This is a genomic window from Actinoallomurus rhizosphaericola (assembly GCF_024055675.1).
GTDB lineage: Bacteria > Actinomycetota > Actinomycetes > Streptosporangiales > Streptosporangiaceae > Actinoallomurus > Actinoallomurus soli.
Genome location: NZ_JAMXMW010000002.1, coordinates 203,649 through 220,405 on the forward strand (window position 1 = coordinate 203,649; position 16,757 = coordinate 220,405).

Annotated in this window: 19 protein-coding genes; 7 read left to right on the forward strand and 12 right to left on the reverse strand. The window is 71.2% G+C overall.

Annotated elements, in window-relative coordinates:
- Window positions 1-6: 6 nt before the first annotated feature.
- Complete coding sequence (locus tag NE234_RS04865; RefSeq protein ID WP_252777626.1) at window positions 7-318, reverse strand: PadR family transcriptional regulator; 312 nt, start codon at window positions 316-318, stop codon at window positions 7-9.
- A 57-nt stretch (window positions 319-375) separates the two neighbouring features.
- Here NE234_RS04865 and xseA point away from each other — a divergent pair, with 57 nt between their 5' ends.
- Both xseA and NE234_RS04875 read left to right on the forward strand, forming a co-directional pair.
- The gene (xseA, locus tag NE234_RS04870) at window positions 376-1,581 is read left to right on the forward strand and encodes an exodeoxyribonuclease VII large subunit (RefSeq protein WP_252777627.1); all 1,206 of its coding nucleotides are present in this window, start codon (window positions 376-378) and stop codon (window positions 1,579-1,581) included.
- A 139-nt stretch (window positions 1,582-1,720) separates the two neighbouring features.
- Window positions 1,721-2,464, forward strand: a complete 744-nt coding sequence (locus tag NE234_RS04875) for a hypothetical protein (protein ID WP_252777628.1) — start codon at window positions 1,721-1,723, stop codon at window positions 2,462-2,464.
- Between the two features lie 9 nt (window positions 2,465-2,473).
- Here NE234_RS04875 and NE234_RS04880 read toward each other — a convergent pair whose 3' ends face one another.
- Window positions 2,474-2,944, reverse strand: a complete 471-nt coding sequence (locus tag NE234_RS04880; protein ID WP_252777629.1) for a GNAT family N-acetyltransferase — start codon at window positions 2,942-2,944, stop codon at window positions 2,474-2,476.
- A gap of 95 nt (window positions 2,945-3,039) precedes the next feature.
- On the opposite strand from NE234_RS04880, the gene NE234_RS04885 reads away from it, so the two are divergent.
- Window positions 3,040-3,276 carry an exodeoxyribonuclease VII small subunit gene (locus NE234_RS04885; RefSeq protein WP_252777630.1) on the forward strand — a complete coding sequence of 79 codons (237 nt, stop codon included), beginning with the start codon at window positions 3,040-3,042 and terminating at the stop codon, window positions 3,274-3,276.
- An 86-nt stretch (window positions 3,277-3,362) separates the two neighbouring features.
- On the opposite strand, the gene NE234_RS04890 is transcribed toward NE234_RS04885, so the two are convergent.
- The 6 genes from NE234_RS04890 to NE234_RS04915 all read right to left on the reverse strand — a co-directional run bounded on the left by NE234_RS04890 (window position 3,363) and on the right by NE234_RS04915 (window position 8,454).
- Complete coding sequence (locus NE234_RS04890) at window positions 3,363-4,001, reverse strand: response regulator (protein WP_252777631.1); 639 nt, start codon at window positions 3,999-4,001, stop codon at window positions 3,363-3,365.
- Entirely contained in the window at window positions 3,998-5,179 is a 1,182-nt protein-coding gene (locus tag NE234_RS04895) for a sensor histidine kinase (RefSeq protein ID WP_252777632.1), read from the reverse strand. The genes NE234_RS04890 and NE234_RS04895 overlap by 4 nt, the downstream gene beginning before the upstream one ends.
- A gap of 2 nt (window positions 5,180-5,181) precedes the next feature.
- Complete coding sequence (locus NE234_RS04900; RefSeq protein WP_252777633.1) at window positions 5,182-6,774, reverse strand: substrate-binding and VWA domain-containing protein; 1,593 nt, start codon at window positions 6,772-6,774, stop codon at window positions 5,182-5,184.
- A gap of 180 nt (window positions 6,775-6,954) precedes the next feature.
- Complete coding sequence (locus NE234_RS04905) at window positions 6,955-7,725, reverse strand: DUF4245 domain-containing protein (RefSeq protein WP_252777634.1); 771 nt, start codon at window positions 7,723-7,725, stop codon at window positions 6,955-6,957.
- Window positions 7,709-8,296, reverse strand: a complete 588-nt coding sequence (locus tag NE234_RS04910) for a TetR/AcrR family transcriptional regulator (protein ID WP_252778161.1) — start codon at window positions 8,294-8,296, stop codon at window positions 7,709-7,711. Before NE234_RS04910 ends, NE234_RS04905 begins: the two co-directional genes overlap by 17 nt.
- A gap of 20 nt (window positions 8,297-8,316) precedes the next feature.
- Entirely contained in the window at window positions 8,317-8,454 is a 138-nt protein-coding gene (locus tag NE234_RS04915; RefSeq protein ID WP_252777635.1) for a hypothetical protein, read from the reverse strand.
- Window positions 8,455-8,555: 101 nt separating this feature from the next.
- On the opposite strand from NE234_RS04915, the gene glpX reads away from it, so the two are divergent.
- Window positions 8,556-9,590: a class II fructose-bisphosphatase gene (gene glpX, locus NE234_RS04920; protein WP_252777636.1), complete on the forward strand. Its 1,035-nt coding sequence runs from the start codon at window positions 8,556-8,558 to the stop codon at window positions 9,588-9,590.
- A 45-nt stretch (window positions 9,591-9,635) separates the two neighbouring features.
- Here glpX and NE234_RS04925 read toward each other — a convergent pair whose 3' ends face one another.
- The 4 genes from NE234_RS04925 to NE234_RS04940 form a co-directional block, all read right to left on the reverse strand.
- Complete coding sequence (locus NE234_RS04925) at window positions 9,636-10,517, reverse strand: carbohydrate ABC transporter permease (protein ID WP_252777637.1); 882 nt, start codon at window positions 10,515-10,517, stop codon at window positions 9,636-9,638.
- Entirely contained in the window at window positions 10,514-11,476 is a 963-nt protein-coding gene (locus NE234_RS04930; RefSeq protein WP_252777638.1) for a carbohydrate ABC transporter permease, read from the reverse strand. The genes NE234_RS04925 and NE234_RS04930 overlap by 4 nt, the downstream gene beginning before the upstream one ends.
- Window positions 11,477-11,486: 10 nt before the next feature.
- On the reverse strand, window positions 11,487-12,740 hold the full coding sequence (locus tag NE234_RS04935; RefSeq protein ID WP_252777639.1) for an extracellular solute-binding protein: 1,254 nt from the start codon (window positions 12,738-12,740) through the stop codon (window positions 11,487-11,489).
- 343 nt (window positions 12,741-13,083) lie between these two features.
- On the reverse strand, window positions 13,084-13,689 hold the full coding sequence (locus tag NE234_RS04940; protein ID WP_252777640.1) for a DUF1707 SHOCT-like domain-containing protein: 606 nt from the start codon (window positions 13,687-13,689) through the stop codon (window positions 13,084-13,086).
- Between the two features lie 54 nt (window positions 13,690-13,743).
- On the opposite strand from NE234_RS04940, the gene NE234_RS04945 reads away from it, so the two are divergent.
- From NE234_RS04945 to NE234_RS04955, 3 genes are all read left to right on the forward strand, one after another.
- Window positions 13,744-14,679 (forward strand): ABC transporter ATP-binding protein, encoded by a 936-nt coding sequence (locus tag NE234_RS04945; RefSeq protein ID WP_252777641.1) that lies wholly within the window; start codon window positions 13,744-13,746, stop codon window positions 14,677-14,679.
- Window positions 14,672-15,454 (forward strand): ABC transporter permease, encoded by a 783-nt coding sequence (locus NE234_RS04950; protein WP_252777642.1) that lies wholly within the window; start codon window positions 14,672-14,674, stop codon window positions 15,452-15,454. Before NE234_RS04945 ends, NE234_RS04950 begins: the two co-directional genes overlap by 8 nt.
- 86 nt (window positions 15,455-15,540) lie before the next feature.
- Window positions 15,541-16,752, forward strand: coding sequence for an MFS transporter (locus NE234_RS04955; RefSeq protein WP_252777643.1), 1,212 nt, complete (start codon window positions 15,541-15,543; stop codon window positions 16,750-16,752).
- Window positions 16,753-16,757 lie beyond the last annotated feature (5 nt).

The window sequence follows — 16,757 nt, forward strand, 5'->3', positions numbered from 1 at the left end:
GCTCGCTCACGACAGCGCCGTTCCGGGCCGTCCGAACACGACCTTGGCCGCTCGTGCCATGCGTTGCGCCTCCTCGGTGACGGCCTCGGCACCGTCCTCGGTGATCCGGAAGTAGCGGCGGGGCCGCCCGCCGACGGTCTCCTCGCGGTCCACGGCGATCAGGCCGGAACCGGCGAGCCGGTCCAGCGCGCCGTAGAGGGTGCCGACCGCAAGTCGCACCCGGCCGCCGGACTGCTCCTCGGCGCGCTTGATGATCGCGTAACCATGGAGGGGACCGTCGAGGAGCGCCGCCAGGATGAAGTAGGTGGGCTCGCTCATCGACCTCATACGACCGAACCATATATCGAGTGGCGAAGTATTGGCTAGGCTTCCGACATGGCGTTGGAGACCTCACCGGAGCAGCCCACCCCGGTCCGTACCGTTCTGCAGCTCGTGGGCGGCTGGATCGCCAAGCTCGGCAGGATCTGGGTCGAAGGCCAGATCACCGAGCTGAACCGCCGGGGCGGCACGGCGTACTTCACACTGCGCGACCCGGTGGCGAACGTCTCGGTGCGGGTGACCTGCCCCCGCGCCGTGTGCGACAACGCGGGCCCGGCCGTCGTCGACGGCGCGCGGGTCGTCGTGCACGCCAAGCCGGACTTCTACATCAACCGCGGGTCGTTCGCGCTGTCGGCGTTCGAGATCCGGCCCGTGGGCGTGGGCGAGCTGCTCGCCCGGCTCGAACGCCTCAAGCAGCTCCTCGCCGCCGAAGGGGTCTTCAACGCCGAGCGCAAGCGGCCGCTGCCGTTCCTGCCCGGAACGATCGGGCTGATCTGCGGGCGGGACTCCGCCGCCGAACGCGACGTGCTGGAGAACTCCCGGCGCCGCTGGCCGGCCGTCCGCTTCACGGTCGAGAACACCGCCGTGCAGGGCTCGTACGCGGTGGGCGAGATCATCGACGCGCTGCACCGGCTGGACGCCGCGCCCGACGTCGAGGTGATCATCATCGCCCGTGGCGGCGGGTCTCTGGAGGACCTGCTGCCGTTCTCCGACGAGGCGCTCGTCCGCGCGGTCGCCGCCGCCCGTACGCCGGTCGTCTCCGCGATCGGCCACGAGCAGGACACTCCGCTGCTCGACTACGTCGCCGACGTGCGCGCCTCCACTCCGACCGACGCGGCGAAGAAGACCGTTCCCGACGTCCGCGAGCAGCTGGCGCTCATCGGCCAGCTGCGCGACCGGGGGCGACGCTGCCTGTCCGGGCGGGTCGAACGCGAGATCCAGTGGCTCACGGGCATGCGCTCCCGGCCCGCGCTCGCCGACCCGGCGCGGGAGATCGAGCGGCAGGCGGAGGGCGTCGCGACCCTGCGCGACCGGTCCCGGCGCTGCCTGGCCGCGGCCCTCGACCGGGCGGGGGACGGCCTGTCCCACACCCGCGCGCGGCTCGTGGCCCTCTCCCCCGCCGCGACGCTCGAACGCGGCTACGCGATCGCGCAGCGCCCCGACGAGTCCGTCGTACGGGCGGCGGCGGACGTCCACAAGGACGACGAGCTGCTGGTGCGGTTCAAGGACGGCCGGATCACGGTACGCGTCGACGCCGTCTGACCGCGCTCCCGGCCGAACCGGATGCACATCAGTCCCATAAGCGGCGAAGATGGTCTCTTGCCACTGCTTCATCTCTTCTCGGGCTGACCGCTGACCGCTGACGGCGGCACGGGCCCGAGATCTCGCAAAGGACTCCCCGTTGACCCAGCCTCCGCAGTACCAGCCGCCCGTTCCCGGCCCGTACGGGCAGCAGCCGTACCAGGGCCACCCACAGCAGCCGAACGCCCAGTACGCCGCCCCGCCGCAGTACGGGCCCCCGCAGCAGTACGCCGCCCCACAGCAGTACCAGCAGCCCTACCAGGCGCCGCAGGGATACCCGCCCGCGCAGGCGCAGCCCGGGGCGTACCCGGCCGGGCAGGGTTACCAGCAGGCCTACCAGGGGCAGCAGCCCGCCTACCCGGCGCAGGGGTACCAGGGACAGCCGGCCGCCTACCAGCAGGCGCCGGCGCAGGGTCACCCGGCGCCGGTGGGGAACCCCGCCGCCTTCGGCGGGCCGGCGTGCCGCGTCTGCGGCAACGGGCCCGCGGCTCAGGCGACGTTCCGTGGAATCACCGGCGCGGTGATCATGCACACGATCTGGACGGCGCACGGGCCGTTCTGCCGGGACTGCGGCCTGGCGACCTTCCGGAAGCAGACGACCAAGACGCTGGCCGGTGGCTGGTGCAGCATCCAGGCGATCGTGCTGTCGCCGTTCTTCCTGCTGTTCAACCTGATCGCCCGCGGCAAGGTGGCGAACCTGCCCGCGCCACAGCCGGCCGTCGCCGGCGCACGGCGGCCCGCGGATCCGGGGCCTTCGGTGTTCCAGCGGCCGGCGGCGTACGTCTTCCCGGCGGTCTTCGTCCTGTTCTTCATGTTCGTGATCATCGGAAGCCTGTCCGGCTGACCGGCGTCCCTACCGCTTGCGGCTGAGCATCGGTTCGGGATGCTCGGTGAAGCCGAGGGACCGGTAGAGCGGCTCGCCGTCCGCGGTGGCGTTCAGGTCGACCCGGCTCACGCCGCGCTCGGCGAACCAGGCGAGCAGCCCCTCCATGATCGAACGGCTGTGACCTCGCCGCCGGAACGCCGGATCGGTGACGACCCCGTAGACGTGCCCGATCAGGCCCGTCGGGTTGTACGGGCCGGGCAGCCGCAGGTCGACGACGCCCATGCCGCAGGCGGCCAGCCCGGTCTCCTCATCGAGGACCAGGATCCTCGTCATGTCATCGGCGAGCCGCTCGCGCAGCGCTTCGGCGCACGTCCGCCGCCACCCGTCCCCGGGCGGCGGCGCTCCCCATCCGCGCGCGCTCAGACCGTCGAACAGCAGCGCCCGGAGCCGTACGAGCTCGGGGATGTCGGCATCGGTGGCCGACCGTACCAATGACATGACGATCGATCCTAGAGCGGGCGCGTCTCGCCAGGGTCGTGCGGCGGCGGCCCGTCCTCAAGGGGCTGCGTCGAGACAGGCCCTAAGGTTGGACTGTGGCGGAGGAGAAACCGGAGCTGTCCTACGAGCAGGCCCGTGACGAGCTGACGGACGTCGTACGACGACTGGAGGCGGGCGGCCTGACTCTCGAGGAGTCCCTGGCGCTGTGGGAGCGCGGCGAGAGACTGGCCGCGATCTGCGAGGAATGGCTGGAGGGCGCCCGTGCCAGGCTCGCCGCGGCCATGGCCGAGCGCGCCGAGCCGACGGAGCGCTCCGAGGGCGCGCCCTTCTGACCCCGCCGAACACCCTTCAGCCTCGCCGAGGCTCCCCGGAGCCTCGATGGAGTCTCGCCGAAGTGCCATCGCGCCGCCGGGCACCCTCAGGGGTTCGCCGTGCCGAGCCAGCGGGCGATCGCGGCGGCCCGGGTGCGGACCCCGAGTTTGGCGTAGATGCGGCTGACGTGGTTCTTGACGGTCTTCTCGGACAGGACGAGCTCGCCGGCGATCTCCACGTTCGAGCGCCCCTGCGTGATCAGGCGCATGACCTCGACCTCGCGGGTGGACAGGCCCAGGCCGGCGCATCCGGCCGGTGGCACACCGGACGCGGACTGCAGCGACTCCACCACCACCCGCGCCGCGACCGCGGAGAGCGGGTTGGCGCGGCCCGCCACGACGTCGCGGACGGCCGTGACGAGCTCGTCCGGGGAGAAGGACCCGTGGACGAGGTACCCGCACGCCCCGGCCTGGATGGAGTCGCGGATCGAGGCGGGGTCCTCGTTGTAGGACAGCATGAGCACCCGGCTGATCGCGGACAACGGCCCGGCGGCCCGGATGCCGTCGACGTCGGGCATGCGCACGTCGAGGAGGACGAGGTCGGGGCGGAGCTGCCGGGCCAGGTCGATGGCCTGCCGGCCGTCACGGGCCGTCGCGACGATCTTTATGTCGTCGGCGGTCTCCAGGAGCGCGACGAGCCCCATCTGCACGACCGGGTTGTCGTCCACCACCATGACGCTGATCATCGAACCGCCTCCCGTACTCCGTTGACCTCCGGCAGGCTGACCGTGAGGGTGCTTCCGTTGCCGGGCGAGGAGGTCAGGGTCAGCAGGCCGCCGACCCGCCTGGCCCGTTCCGCCATCCCGACGACGCCGTAGTGACCGTCCCGCACCAGCGCGTTCGTCAGGTCCGCCATGTCGCGCGGGCACGTGAAGCCCTTGCCGTCGTCCCGCACCGACAGTTCCGTGCCGCGGCCGTCCGCCGTCAGGGTGATCCGTACGGTCCCGGCGGCGGCGTGGCGTTCGACGTTGGTCAGCGCCTCTTTGAGGATCGCCAGCGTCTCCGCGCGCCGGACGGGCGGGAGGCGCACGTCGTCGGTCACGCCCACCTCGACGGCGATTCCGGTGCTCGCCGCCCAGTCCGCCGTCATCCGTCGTACGGCCTCGGCCAGCGGCACGCTCTGGTCGCCGTCCCGCAGGCCGGCGATCAGCTCCCTCGCCTCGGCCACCGCGATCTTCAGGCCGGCGGCGATGTTGTCCGCCTCCTGCTCGGCGCGGTCCGGGGACTTGCGCACCCAGGCCGGCAGCGCGGCCGCGGACAGGGCGACCCCGTGCAGCGTCTTGGCGAGGGAGTCGTGCATGTCCCGTGCGAGCCGCAGCCGCTCCTCCGCGGACGCCGCGACCACCTCCGCCTCACGGCGGGCCTCCTCCGCCTCGGCGTACTGCTGGAGCAGCCGGTGGACGGCGACGCCGACGCATCCCGCCACCGGGTAGAAGACGGGCAGCGCGACCACCGCCTGGATGCCGACGCTCTGGATGGACCGGGCGGCCAGGTCGTACAGCAGGACCTGCAGCGCGCAGACGAACAGCAGGCCCCGCCACTCGTACAGCACTCCGGCCAGCGCGGAGGTGACCACGCTGAACAGGAAGAACGGGCCGAAGGCGCCGGCGGACTCCAGGACGAGGTAGGCCGCGGCGGCGTCGGCCGCCAGCAGGAGGGGCCTGCGGGCCAGCAGGGGCAGCAGTCGGCCTGGCAGCTGCGCCACCGTGAGCGAGAGGACCGCCACGACGCCCATCGCGACGAGCAGCGCCGTGGTGAACCGCTCGTCCGGCACGAGGACGACCGCCATGGCGAGCAGCAGCAGGCGGGCGTACATCAACAGCCGTACCGTGACGTGCAGCCGCGCGGACAGGGTGGCGTTCATCGTCAGTGCGGGCAGGGCAGGTCTTCGTCGACGCGCAGGGCGACGGCGCATCGGAACAGGGTCATGAGCTGCTGGTCGTTCCGGATCGAGTAGGCGGCGCCCGCCGTCGCGTCGGCGATCTTCCGGAGCGGCCTCATGTCGACGCCGTCGCCGAACGCCATGAGGGTGATGTTGACCTGGCGTTCGGGGTCGAAGTCCTTCTTCAGCTCGGCGACCAGCCGGTCGAGCGTGAGCCCGTCCCGGTCGCCGGAGGCGCCGCCGGTCAGCACGAGGATCTCGTTGAGCATTCCGGCCCGGTAGCTCTGCGACAGTTCGCGGTAGGCGTCGAGGATGGCGTCGTACATGCCGCCGTCCCTTCCCTTCTTCGCCCGCAGCCGCCCGATCCGCTGGAGCAGGCGGGCCCTGCGGGTTCCGGCGGGGCCGAGTTCCCGCAGCGGGCCGATCTCGACGAGCCGCCGGTACGGGCGGGCGCGGGCGGGGAAGGACCACAGCCCGAACTCGGTGTCGTCCTCCAGCAGCGACAGGCCGTTGCCCAACGCGCCCGTCATCACCTGCGCACGGGTGCCGGCGCCCATCCGGGCGAGCGTGGCGCCCGAGACGTCGATCAGCGCGATGGCCCGCAGGCCCTGCTGCATCTTCTGCCAGGTTCCGCGCATGGCGAGCGCCGCTCCCGGGCGTACGACGGGCAGCGCGTGGGGCGCGGCGGCGGGCAGCCCCGAGGAGACCAGCCCGCCCGCGTCGCCGGCCGGGGTGCGGAGCCAGGCGGTGTGCAGCCGGGCCGTGCCGTCGGCCGAGCGCAGCGCGCCGAGGAGGCCGGCGGCGATGCGCCGGCGTCCCCGGTCGGCGGTGAGGACGGCGTAGGGGAAGTCCAGGGCCGGCGCGGTCGCCGGGTAGACCGCGGTGACCTGGCGTCCTTCCTGCCGCTGCTGCCAGATCGTCTGCTCTGAGAGGGGCAGTACGGGGGGTCTGCCCTGGTCGGCGAGGCCGGCGATGGCGTCGGTGGCGTTCGATGACGGCTTGACGCCCTGCAGCACGCGGCTGAACGTCTCGAGGCCGCCGGATCCGCCGCCCGCGGTCGCCGAGAGGGCGAGCAGCGACGTCATCCCGGTCGCGGACGGCACCGGGTCGAGCAGGCGCAGGCTGTAGGCGCCGTTCTCGAACGCGCCCCATCCCCGCTGCGCCAGCCGCGCCCCCTCACGGCGGGCGCCGTCCGGGGTCATGGCGAACACGACCGGGGACGAGGCCACGGACGTCGCGGACCGCACCCCCGGGAACCTGACGCCGTCGAACCACAGCGAGGAGTCGGCGATCCAGACGTCGGGCCGTGTGGCGGCGGCCCCGCCGCCGGACGCGAGCAGCCCCGCCGTCTGCGCGGAGTCGCCGGTCACGACGTTCACGTCGGCGCAGCGGGCCTTGTTGTAGCGGGCCGCCACCTCGATGATCACCGGCGCGATGGCCGGATCGGCCGTCACGGTGAGCGACCGGTTCTGGCAGGCGGTCTGGTTCCGGTAGACGAGCCAGCCTCCGCCGCCGAGCGCCAGGCCGACGACGAGGGCGACGGCCGCCGCCATGCTCGTGCGTTCGCGTCCACTCACGGAGGAGAGGACCGCTCCCGTGGAGGCCGGTCCCTCGGAGTCCGCCGGGACGTCACGGTCTGTGAAGGCGGAGTCCACCGTTGTACGTCTCCAGAGGGAGGCGCGTGCCTGCACCGGAATCCGCAAGCGCGACGATCAGCGGGGTCCCCATGATCCCCAAAGCTACCTGAATCGCCCGACTTATTGGTGGATTTCGGTCTTCCCTGGAGACGGCTTCGGCTGCGGCCGCAGCGAGCCCGCGAGCGTGGCGAGCTCCTCGTACGAGGCCGTGCCGGTGACGACCAGCGTGACGCCGGGTAGCCGCCGCACCAGCGACCGCTGGTTCTTGTCCTTGCGGAACGTCTTGTCCCACGTGGCGCCGGCCACCTGGAGCGAACCGTCCGGCGTGCCCTGGCTCGTCATGCGGGCGACGAACCCGTCGCTGCCGTCGGGCCGCTCATCGCTCTCCTCGAGCGCGGCGTACTGCTTGCCCGGCGTGTAGTACCCGAGGTGCCAGCCGACCGGGCCGTTCGCCCGGCCGGTCAGGTTGGAACTCGTGGGATACCACTTCGGGCTCAGACCCTGGGGGGCCTGCACGGTGAACGGCGCGGTCGCGACCAGGCCGTTCAGGTCGGAGCGGAAGTCGACCTGCGGGATGGCGTTCGGATTGCGCCGGGGGGTGACCAGGAGGACGAACCCGACGACCACCATGCAGGACAGTATCGCCATCAGGAACCCGGGGAACCCGGACGTCAGCCGCCGGTAGACCGACGGCGACACGACGATCGGGCCCTCGCCGGCCGTACCGTCCTCGCCGGTACCGGAGGAGGGGTCCTGCGCGCGCTCCGCCCCGGAGGCTCCCTGGGACTCGGCGCCGTGTTCCGCCGCGGGCGCCTCTTCGGGCTCGGCGCCGCCCGGCTCCGGGGACACCTCGCTCACCGGCGTCCGGGTCGCGTCACGAGCTTCGCTCACGCCGGCTCTCCATGGTCGAGATGATCGCCAGCACGTCGTCGGCCAGCCGCCGGGACGCCTCTTCGTCCTCCGACAGCGCCACCTCCGAGACCGCGCCGGACACGGCGCCGGTCAGCACGACCACGAGGGCCTCGTCGACGTCGCCGTCGCCCGTCTCGAACAGCGCCGCGTTGCGCCGCGCCCAGGTGCGCAGCCGCTCGCGCAGCACCCGGTCGAAGCCGGGCGGGCCGTCGCCGGAGACGAACAGGCGGGACAGGTCGGGCTCGGCGAGGCAGCCGTCGAGGTAGGCGCGCGCGCCCGCGATGAACAACCGCATGGGGTCGGACTCACCGAGGTCGCGGGCCTGGTGGACGGCCTCGCGGGTGCGCTCCTGCTGCCGCGACTGGAACTCGCCGAAGAGCGTCAGGTAGAGATCGGCCTTGCCGCTGAAGTGGTGGTAGAGGCTGCCGACACTGGCTCCCGCCTTGGCGACGATGTCGGTGACCGCCGCCTGGGCGAACCCGGCCTCGGAGAACACCTCGCGGGCGGCCGCCAGCAGCGCGCTCCGCGTGGCCGCGCCACGATCCGACATGCGCGAGACGGGTTCGACGCTCACTGACGCGCTCCTCGTGGGATGGGAGGCACGCCGGACACGCGCCGTACGGACGGCGCGCGGTGGGCGCGGCCCGTGGCCGGCGCTCCGGCCCGGGCCGGCCGTTCGGCGGCCTGCCACTCGATGTCGCTGCTCATGACGGCCCTAGATTACGCCCTGTCTGCTCGGAAATACGATCGAAGGAGACCCGTCCGGGTGACCCGTCAGGTAAAGCCCGCCAGGAAAGGCCCACATCGCCATGACTGAAGAAACGACCGTATCGTCCCCGCTGACCACCGAGGCCCACGCCCCGGATCGCAACCTCGCCCTGGAGTTGGTGCGCGTGACGGAGGCGGCGGCGATGGCCGCGGCCCGATGGGTCGGCCGCGGCGACAAGAACGGAGCCGACGGGGCCGCGGTGAACGCCATGCGCCAGCTCATCAACACGGTGTCGATGAACGGCGTGGTGGTGATCGGCGAAGGTGAGAAGGACCACGCGCCGATGCTGTTCAACGGCGAGCAGGTGGGCGACGGCACCGGTGCCGAGTGTGACGTGGCCGTCGATCCGATCGACGGGACGCGGTTGACGGCGCTGGGGATGAACAACGCGATCGCCGTGATCGCGGTCAGTCCCCGCGGCACGATGTACGACCCGTCCGCGGTCTTCTACATGGAGAAGCTGGCGACGGGCCCGGAGGCCGCGGACGTCGTGAACATCGAGGCGTCCGTGGCCGACAACATCCGCGCGGTGGCGCGGGCGAAGCACTGCTCGCCCGGCGACGTGACCGTCGTGATCCTCGACCGGCCGCGGCACGAGGGCATCGTGAAGGAGATCCGCGAGGCGGGCGCGCGGATCAAGTTCATCACCGACGGCGACGTGGCCGGTGCGATCATGGCCGCGCGCGAGGGCACGGGCATCGACCTGATGCTCGGCATCGGCGGCACGCCGGAGGGCATCATCGCGGCCTGTGCGATCAAGTCCCTCGGCGGCGTCCTGCAGGGCAAACTGTGGCCGAAGGACGACGCGGAGCGGCAGAAGGCGATCGACGCGGGTCACGACCTGTCGCGCGTCCTGACGACGGACGACCTCGTGGCCTCCGACGACGTGTTCTTCGCCGCCACCGGCATCACCGACGGCGAGCTGGCCGAAGGCGTCCGGTACGGCAAGGGGATCACGTCCACGCACTCGCTCGTCATGCGCTCGCGCAGCGGGACGATCCGCCGGATCCACAGCGAGCACAAGCTGTCCAAGCTGCGGGCCTACTCCGCGATCGACTTCGACGCGGCCGGCTGAGCGGTCCGGGCGGGGGCCGCTGTGGCCCCCGCCCGGAAGAGTGACCTACTTCACCGAGCCGGCCGTGAGGCCGCCGATGAGGTACCGCTCGATGAAGACGAACAGGATGACCACCGGCACGATCGCGATCAGCGAGGTCGCGAAGAGGTACTGCCAGTGCTGCTGGTACGACGTGACGAACCCGGGGACCGCCACGGTCAGCGGCTGACGGTCGGGCGACGAGGTGATCGTCAGCGCGACGACGTACTCGTTCCACGCGCCGATGAACGTGTAGATCACCGCGGTGACCAGACCGGGCAGGGACAGCGGCAGCGTCACCCGGGTCAGCGCCTTGATCTTGCCCGCGCCGTCCAGGTAGGCGGCCTCTTCCAGCGCCTTGGGGATGCTGGAGAAGTACCCGTGCAGGATCCACACGCAGAACGGCAGGTTGAAGGCGGCGTTGACCAGGATCAGCCCGAGCAGGGTGTCGGTCAGGTTCAGCGCCACCATCTCGCGGTAGATGCCGATCACCAGCGCGGTCGGCGCGAACATCTGGGTGACGAGCACCAGCAGGAGGAACGCGCCGCGCCCGCGGAACCGGTGGCGCGCCGTGTAGTACGCCGCCGGAAGCGCCACCGCGAGTGCGATCAGCGTCGCCACGGCGGCGACGATGAGCGACACCTGCATGTTCTTCCAGATCGGCGCTGCCTTCCACACGTTGACGAAGTTGGCGAAGTCCCAGTGCTTCGGCAGGAAGGTGGTCGGCGACTTGGTCAGCTCGCGGTCGGGTTTGAGCGCGGTGAGCGCCATCTCCAGGTAGGGCGCGATGAAGACGAACGCGACCAGGTACCCGACGCCGGCGAGGATCGCGACCTTGGCCCGGCGGGCGAACGCGCCCTCGCCCGCGCCCTGCCGGTCCTTGGGGCGCGGCGTGCTGCGGCCGCTCATGATTGCGCCTCCCCGCGCCAGCCGACGACCCGGAGGTAGACGAGCACCAGGATCAGGATCAGCGCGAAGTTCACGACCGCCATCGCGGCGGACTCCCCGACGTCGCCGCTCCCGGTGAAGGCGAGCTTGTACATGAAGGTCGTGCTGGTGTCGGTCTTGCTGCCCGGGCCGCCGCCGGTCATCGCGTAGATGATCGGGAACGAGTTGAAGACGTTGATCACGTTGATGATCGCCGCGACGAGCAGGGACGGCCGCAGCAGCGGCAGCGTGATGCTGAAGTACGTCCGCGCGCGACCGGCTCCGTCGACCCGTGCGGCCTCGTAGACGTCCTCGGGGATCGTCTGCAGGCCGGCCAGGATGACGAACGAGGTGAACGGCAGGGAGACGAAGACCGCCACCCACATCATCCACATCATCGCCTGGGCGGGGTGGGACAGCCAGTTCACCGGGTGATCGATGATCCCCACGCCCTGCAGGACCTTGTTGACGATGCCGTAGTAGTAGTTGAGCATCCACTTCCACGTCAGCGCGGTCATCAGCACCGAGGCGGCCCACGGCACGATGACCGCCCAGCGCACGATGCGCCGTCCGGGGAAGCGCGCGTTGAGCAGCTGCCCGAGCGCCAGCGACACCACGATCGTCACCAGGACGACGCCGACCACCCACACGACGGTGCGCAGCAGGACGCTGACGAGGTCGGACTCGTCGAACAGGTCACGGTAGTTGCCGGTCCCGCGGGTTCCGAGCGTCGCTCCGGACGAGCTGATCCGCAGCACTGACGTCCGGACCATCTCGATCACGGGCCACAGGACCACGGCCGCGATCAGGATGACGGCGGGGCCGATCCACGGAAGGGGGGCGAGTGCCCGGCCGAGCCGGCGGAGGGCGCTCGTCTTCGGCGGCGGCGCCGGCGCCGGGGTCGTGGCCCCGGCGCCGTGCGCCTCGATGGTGTCGTGCACGGGCGGTCCGTCAGCCGTTCTTCTGCGCGGTCTGCTGGAGCTCACCCAGGACGCTCTTCGGGTCGCCGGTGATGGCGGTGCCGAGCTTCTCCTTGATGGTGTTCGCCAGCGGTCCCCAGGCGGCGTTGCCGGTGGGGTAGAACTTCGCGTTCGGGAGGGCGTCGATGAACGGCTTGTCGTACGGCACGGCGTTCGCGATGACGTCGCCCGCCGACTTGGTCACCGGCAGGAAGCCCTCCTCCTTCTGGAAGTTGGCCACGTTGTTCGCCTGGTAGAAGAAGTTCAGGAACTTGGAGACGGCGTCCTTCTTCTTGCCGCCGTTGTTCTTGAAGGCCACCAGGAAGTCCTGCACGCCGAGCGTGTTGGAGGTCGAGCCGGACTTGCTGGGCAGCGGCGCGATGCCGTACGGCAGCTTGGCGTTGACCTTGTTGATGAAGCCCGCCGGCATGAACACGGCGCCGTTGAGCATGCCGATCTTGCCCTGCGCGAACTCGTTGAAGACGTCCTTGCGGTCGGTCGTCTCCGGGTTCGGCTGGGTGAGGCCGCTCTTGGTCAGGTCCTTGAGGTAGTTGACCGTGTCGACGTTGGCCTGGCTGTCGATCGCCCAGTTGCCGGACTGGTCGACGTAGCCGCCGCCGTTGTTCATGGCCCACATGAAGAACTCGGCCTGGGACTCCTCGGCGCCGAGCGGCAGGCCCAGCGGGAAGACGCCCTTGTCCTTGTCCTTGATCTTCTGGGCGTCGGCCTTGACGTCGTCCCAGGTCTTCGGCGGGGTGTCGATGCCGGCCTTCTTGAAGACGTCCTTGTTGTAGAAGAACAGCCGGACGCTGGACAGCAGCGGCACGGCGTACTGCGTGCCCTTGTACTTGTCGCCGTCGATGAACGACGGGAGGATGTCGCTCGACACCTGCGGCGACAGCACGTCCGAGGCCGGGAAGAGCAGGCCGTCCCGCGCGAAGTCGGCGAACGCGTTGTAGTTCAGGATGTCGGGGGTCTGCTTCGTCTGGACGTAGGTCTTGACCTTCGCGTCCATCTGGGTCCAGTCGACCATTTCCAGGTTGACCTTGTAACCCTTGTTCTGCTCCTCGAACGTCTTGATCAGACTGTCCCAGAGGCTCTTCGTCTTGTCGTCGTAGATCGCGGCGACGAACCTGATCGTCTTGTCGTCACCGCCGCCGCCGGACGAACTGCCCTTGCTGCAGCCGGACACACCGAGGGCCACCGTGAGACCCGCGGCGATGGCGCCCATGAGATGCCGTTTCACCTGTCCCCGCCTTCTGCTCTTGCTTCGGCTCCGGGTCCACGCGGGTGGGCGCGACGTCCCCGGCTCACTGTCTTGATATGGGTTCGCCAATCCCCCGGCCCGGCCCCTCAGCCCGTCACCCTCCGAGCAGCCGTTTTGGCGTGGCACAGCAGTTGCGGCTGGCGCCGCAGCCTCCTTTCACGCAGCATGAAAGGTTGTGCACGATTTACGCGCCCATTGAGCAAAATCGCGCATGGCACTGAACGATAGGAGCTGGTCCGTACCAGTTCAAGAGGAGAGGGAGGTAGGAGTCTTAACCGTTACCGAAACGCCTGTGACCTGCTGTTCTTGTGTTGCGGCCCGGTCACGGGTGACGGCGGCCCAGCGACCAGCGGCGCCGCCGTTTGGGCGTACGGGCGTTGACGGACCCCAGCACGACGACTCCACTGACCTCCACGAGGGGGGCGTCGTCCCCGTACGACGGCCGGACCCGCAGGTCCTGCGTGCCGAGGACGGACCGGCCGGTGAACTCCACCCGCACGCCCTCCGGCACCACGAGGCGAAGCCGCCCGGCGAGCAGCGCGGCCCGTACGACGACGTGGCGGCGCTGGAGCAGGGCCTCCCGCAGGTCGATCTCCACGGTCCCGAAGAGCGCGGACACCGGCAGGCCCGCCGGGACGACCCAGCGCCCGGCGCGCCGTACGGTCGTGAAGGCCGCGAACATCGGGCCGTCCCCCACCTGGATCGGCTGCTGCTCCGGCGTGGCCAGGTCGGCGGTCAGCTCGGTCAGCTCGCCGAGCGTGCGGGCGGTGTAGGCGCCCTCGACGCGTTCGGCGTGCTCGTCGGCGGTGAGCCGGCCGTCGCCGTGGGCGTCGCGCAGCAGCGCGACGACCCGCTCCCGGTCGGCGTCGGAGGCGCGCAGGTCACGCGCCCGCACGTGCTGGTCGTTCGCTCTCCACGGCAACTCCACGGCTCGACGATATTCGCTGGCGCGGCATGCTGATGGCTTCGTAGCGTGGAGACCATGGCGGACTCCCCGGCGATCACCCTGCGCGACGTCGTCAAGCGGTACCGCGACAAGGACGGATCCCGGATCACCGCGGTCGACGGGCTCACGCTCGACGTGCCGGCCGGCGTCTGTCTCGGCCTGCTCGGCCCGAACGGCGCCGGCAAGTCCACCACCATGCGCATGCTGACCGCCCAGTCCCGCGCGGATGAGGGCGAGATCACCGTCCTGGGCCATCCCGTCCCGGCCGAGTCCAAAGAGGCGCGGGCGCTCATGGGCGTGGTCCCGCAGACCGACAACCTCGACGAGGAGCTCACCGTCCGGCAGAACCTCGAGGTGTTCGCGCACCTGTACCGCCTGCCCCGGGCCGGGCGGCGCCGGGCGGTCGAGCGGGCCCTGGAGATCGCCCAGCTCACCGGGCGCGCCCGGACCCGCGTCGTGAACCTCTCCGGCGGCATGCGCCGGCGGCTCCTCGTCGCGCGCGGGCTCGTGCACTCCCCGCGCCTCGTGCTGCTCGACGAGCCGACGGTCGGCCTCGATCCGCAGGTCCGCGCCGACCTGTGGGGCCTGATCGCCGGGCTGCGCGACGAGGGCACGACCGTGCTGATGTCCACCCACTACATCGAGGAGGCCGAGCGGCTCGCCGACACCTGCGCGCTGATGTCCGGCGGCCGGATCGTCGCCCAGGGCACGCCCGGCGAGCTGATCGCCCACCACGCGGGCGACAGCGTCGAGGAGCACCACGGCCCGCCCGACCGGCTCGCGGAGATCGAGGCACTCGTACGCCGGGCGGGCCTGCCCACCCGGCGTACCGGCCCGACCGTGTCGGTACTGCGGGCCGAGCGCATCCCGCCGTCGCTGGCCGACGCGCTCGGCAACGGCGACCGGGTCGTACGGCGGGCGGCCAGCCTCGAAGACGTGTTCGTCGTCCTGACCGGAGAGAACGTTGGCTGACACGAGACTCCGCCGGTTCGAGTGGGCGCCGGTGCGCGGCGTCTGGCGGCACGAGCTGGCGCTCTTCCGGCGCTACTGGCCCTCCTCGTCGTTCGCCTCCACCGTCGAGCCCACCATCTACCTGCTCGCCTTCGGCTTCGGCTTCGGGGCGCTGCTGGGCCACGTCGCCGGCTACCGCTACGTCGACTTCGTCGGCACGGGCGTGGTGGCCACGGCCGCGCTGTTCACGTCGGTATTCCCGGGGATGTTCAACACCTACGTCCGCCGGGTCTACCAGCACTCCTACGAGGCGGTGCTGGCGGCGCCCGTGGACGTGCACGAGCTCGTGGCCGGCGAGGCGTCGTGGATCGCGGTCAAGAGCGGGGTCTTCTCCTGCGTGCCGCTGCTGGTCGCGATGCTCTTCGGGCTGCACCCGGCCGCCGGCATGCTCGCCGTGCCGTTCTTCACGACCCTCACGGCGGTCGGGTTCGCGCTGTTCGGTATCTGGGCGTCGACGGTCGTCCCGTCGATCAACAGCTTCGACTACGTGATCACGGGCATCCTCACCCCGCTGTTCCTGGTCGCGGGCACGTTCTTCCCGATCAGCGGCCTGCCGGCCTGGGCCCGTACGGCGGCGCACGTCAATCCGCTGTACCACTGCGTCGAGCTGGTCCGTCACGCGGTCTTCGGCTTCCACCCGCTGGCGGACCTCGGCCACCTGGGCGCCCTCGCGCTCTTCGCCGCGGTGATGTCGGTCCTCGCCGTTCGCGGGATGCGGCGCCGCCTCATCGACTGACGACGACGGGCGGTTGCGGAGGTATTGACCCCCGATGACCTGGTATCTACGCTGACGCGAACGTATTTCACGTTCCGGAGGGCAGCGTGGCGGCGGACATCGACGAACGGACCCGGCGCGGCCGCTACGCGGCGTACGTGGCCTTCGGGGTGCAGGGCCTGAGCTTCGCCGCCCTCGTGACCCGCATCCCGGAACTGCAGAAGGCCCACAACCTCAGCGACGGCGCGCTCGCCCTCGTCCTGCTGGCCGTTCCGGTGGTCGCCGGGATCGGCAGCGTGCTCGCCGGTTCGCTCATGACGCGGTACGGCAGCGGAGTCGTGCTGCGGGGCGCCCAGCCGCTCGTCCTCCTGTCGATCGTCGCGATCGGCGTCGCGCCCGGCGATCTCGCGCTGTACGGCGCGGCGGCCCTGTTCGGCCTGTTCGTCGGCGCGGTGGACGCCTCCATGAACGCCCAGGCGGTCACCGCCGAGACGCGCTACGGCAAGAGCCTGCTCACCGGCTTCCACGCCGTGTGGAGCGCGGCGGGCATCCTCGCCGGTCTGTGGAGCGCCCTCGCCAACCGGATCGACCTGGGCCTCGGCACCGGGTTCGCCCTCCCGGCGGTCCTCGGCGTCGCGGCGTCCCTGTCGACCGGCCACCGCCTGTACCCGAAGGCGCTGGAGGCCACCGGTCCGAGCGTCGAACAGCTGAAGGCCGCCGCCAGGAGAGTGCCGTGGAAGCCGATCATCATCATCGGCGCCGCGGTGACGTGCATGTACATCGCGGACTCGGCGACCTCCAGCTACAGCGCGAAGTACCTCAAGGACGACCTGCACGCCTCCGGCGCCGTCGCCCCCCTCGGCTACGTCGCCTACCAGATCTGCATGATGCTCAGCCGGACCGGCGCCGACCTGCTCGTACGCGCCCACGGCGCCGCGAGGATCGTCGGGGCGGGCGGGCTGATCGGCGGCGTCGGCCTCCTCACCGCGGCACTCTCACCGAATCCCCTGGTCGCCATCGCCGGGTTCGCCATCGCCGGGGTCGGTCTCTCCGTCGTCGTCCCCACGTCCTTCTCGGCGGCCGGCCGGCTCGACCCGACCGGGCTCGGCATCGCCGTCTCCCGGGTGAACGTCTTCAACTACGCCGGGTTCGTGCTCGGCGCGGCCATCGCGGGCGCGGTCGCCTCCGACCTGTGGCTCGCCTACCTGCTGGGCGCCGCACTCTGCCTCGTCGTCCTGGTCACCGCACGGGGATTCGAGCCCGCGCCCGTCGACGGGGCGACGCCGAACCCCGCCGTCGCCGAACGCCCCGTCGCCTGAGCGGA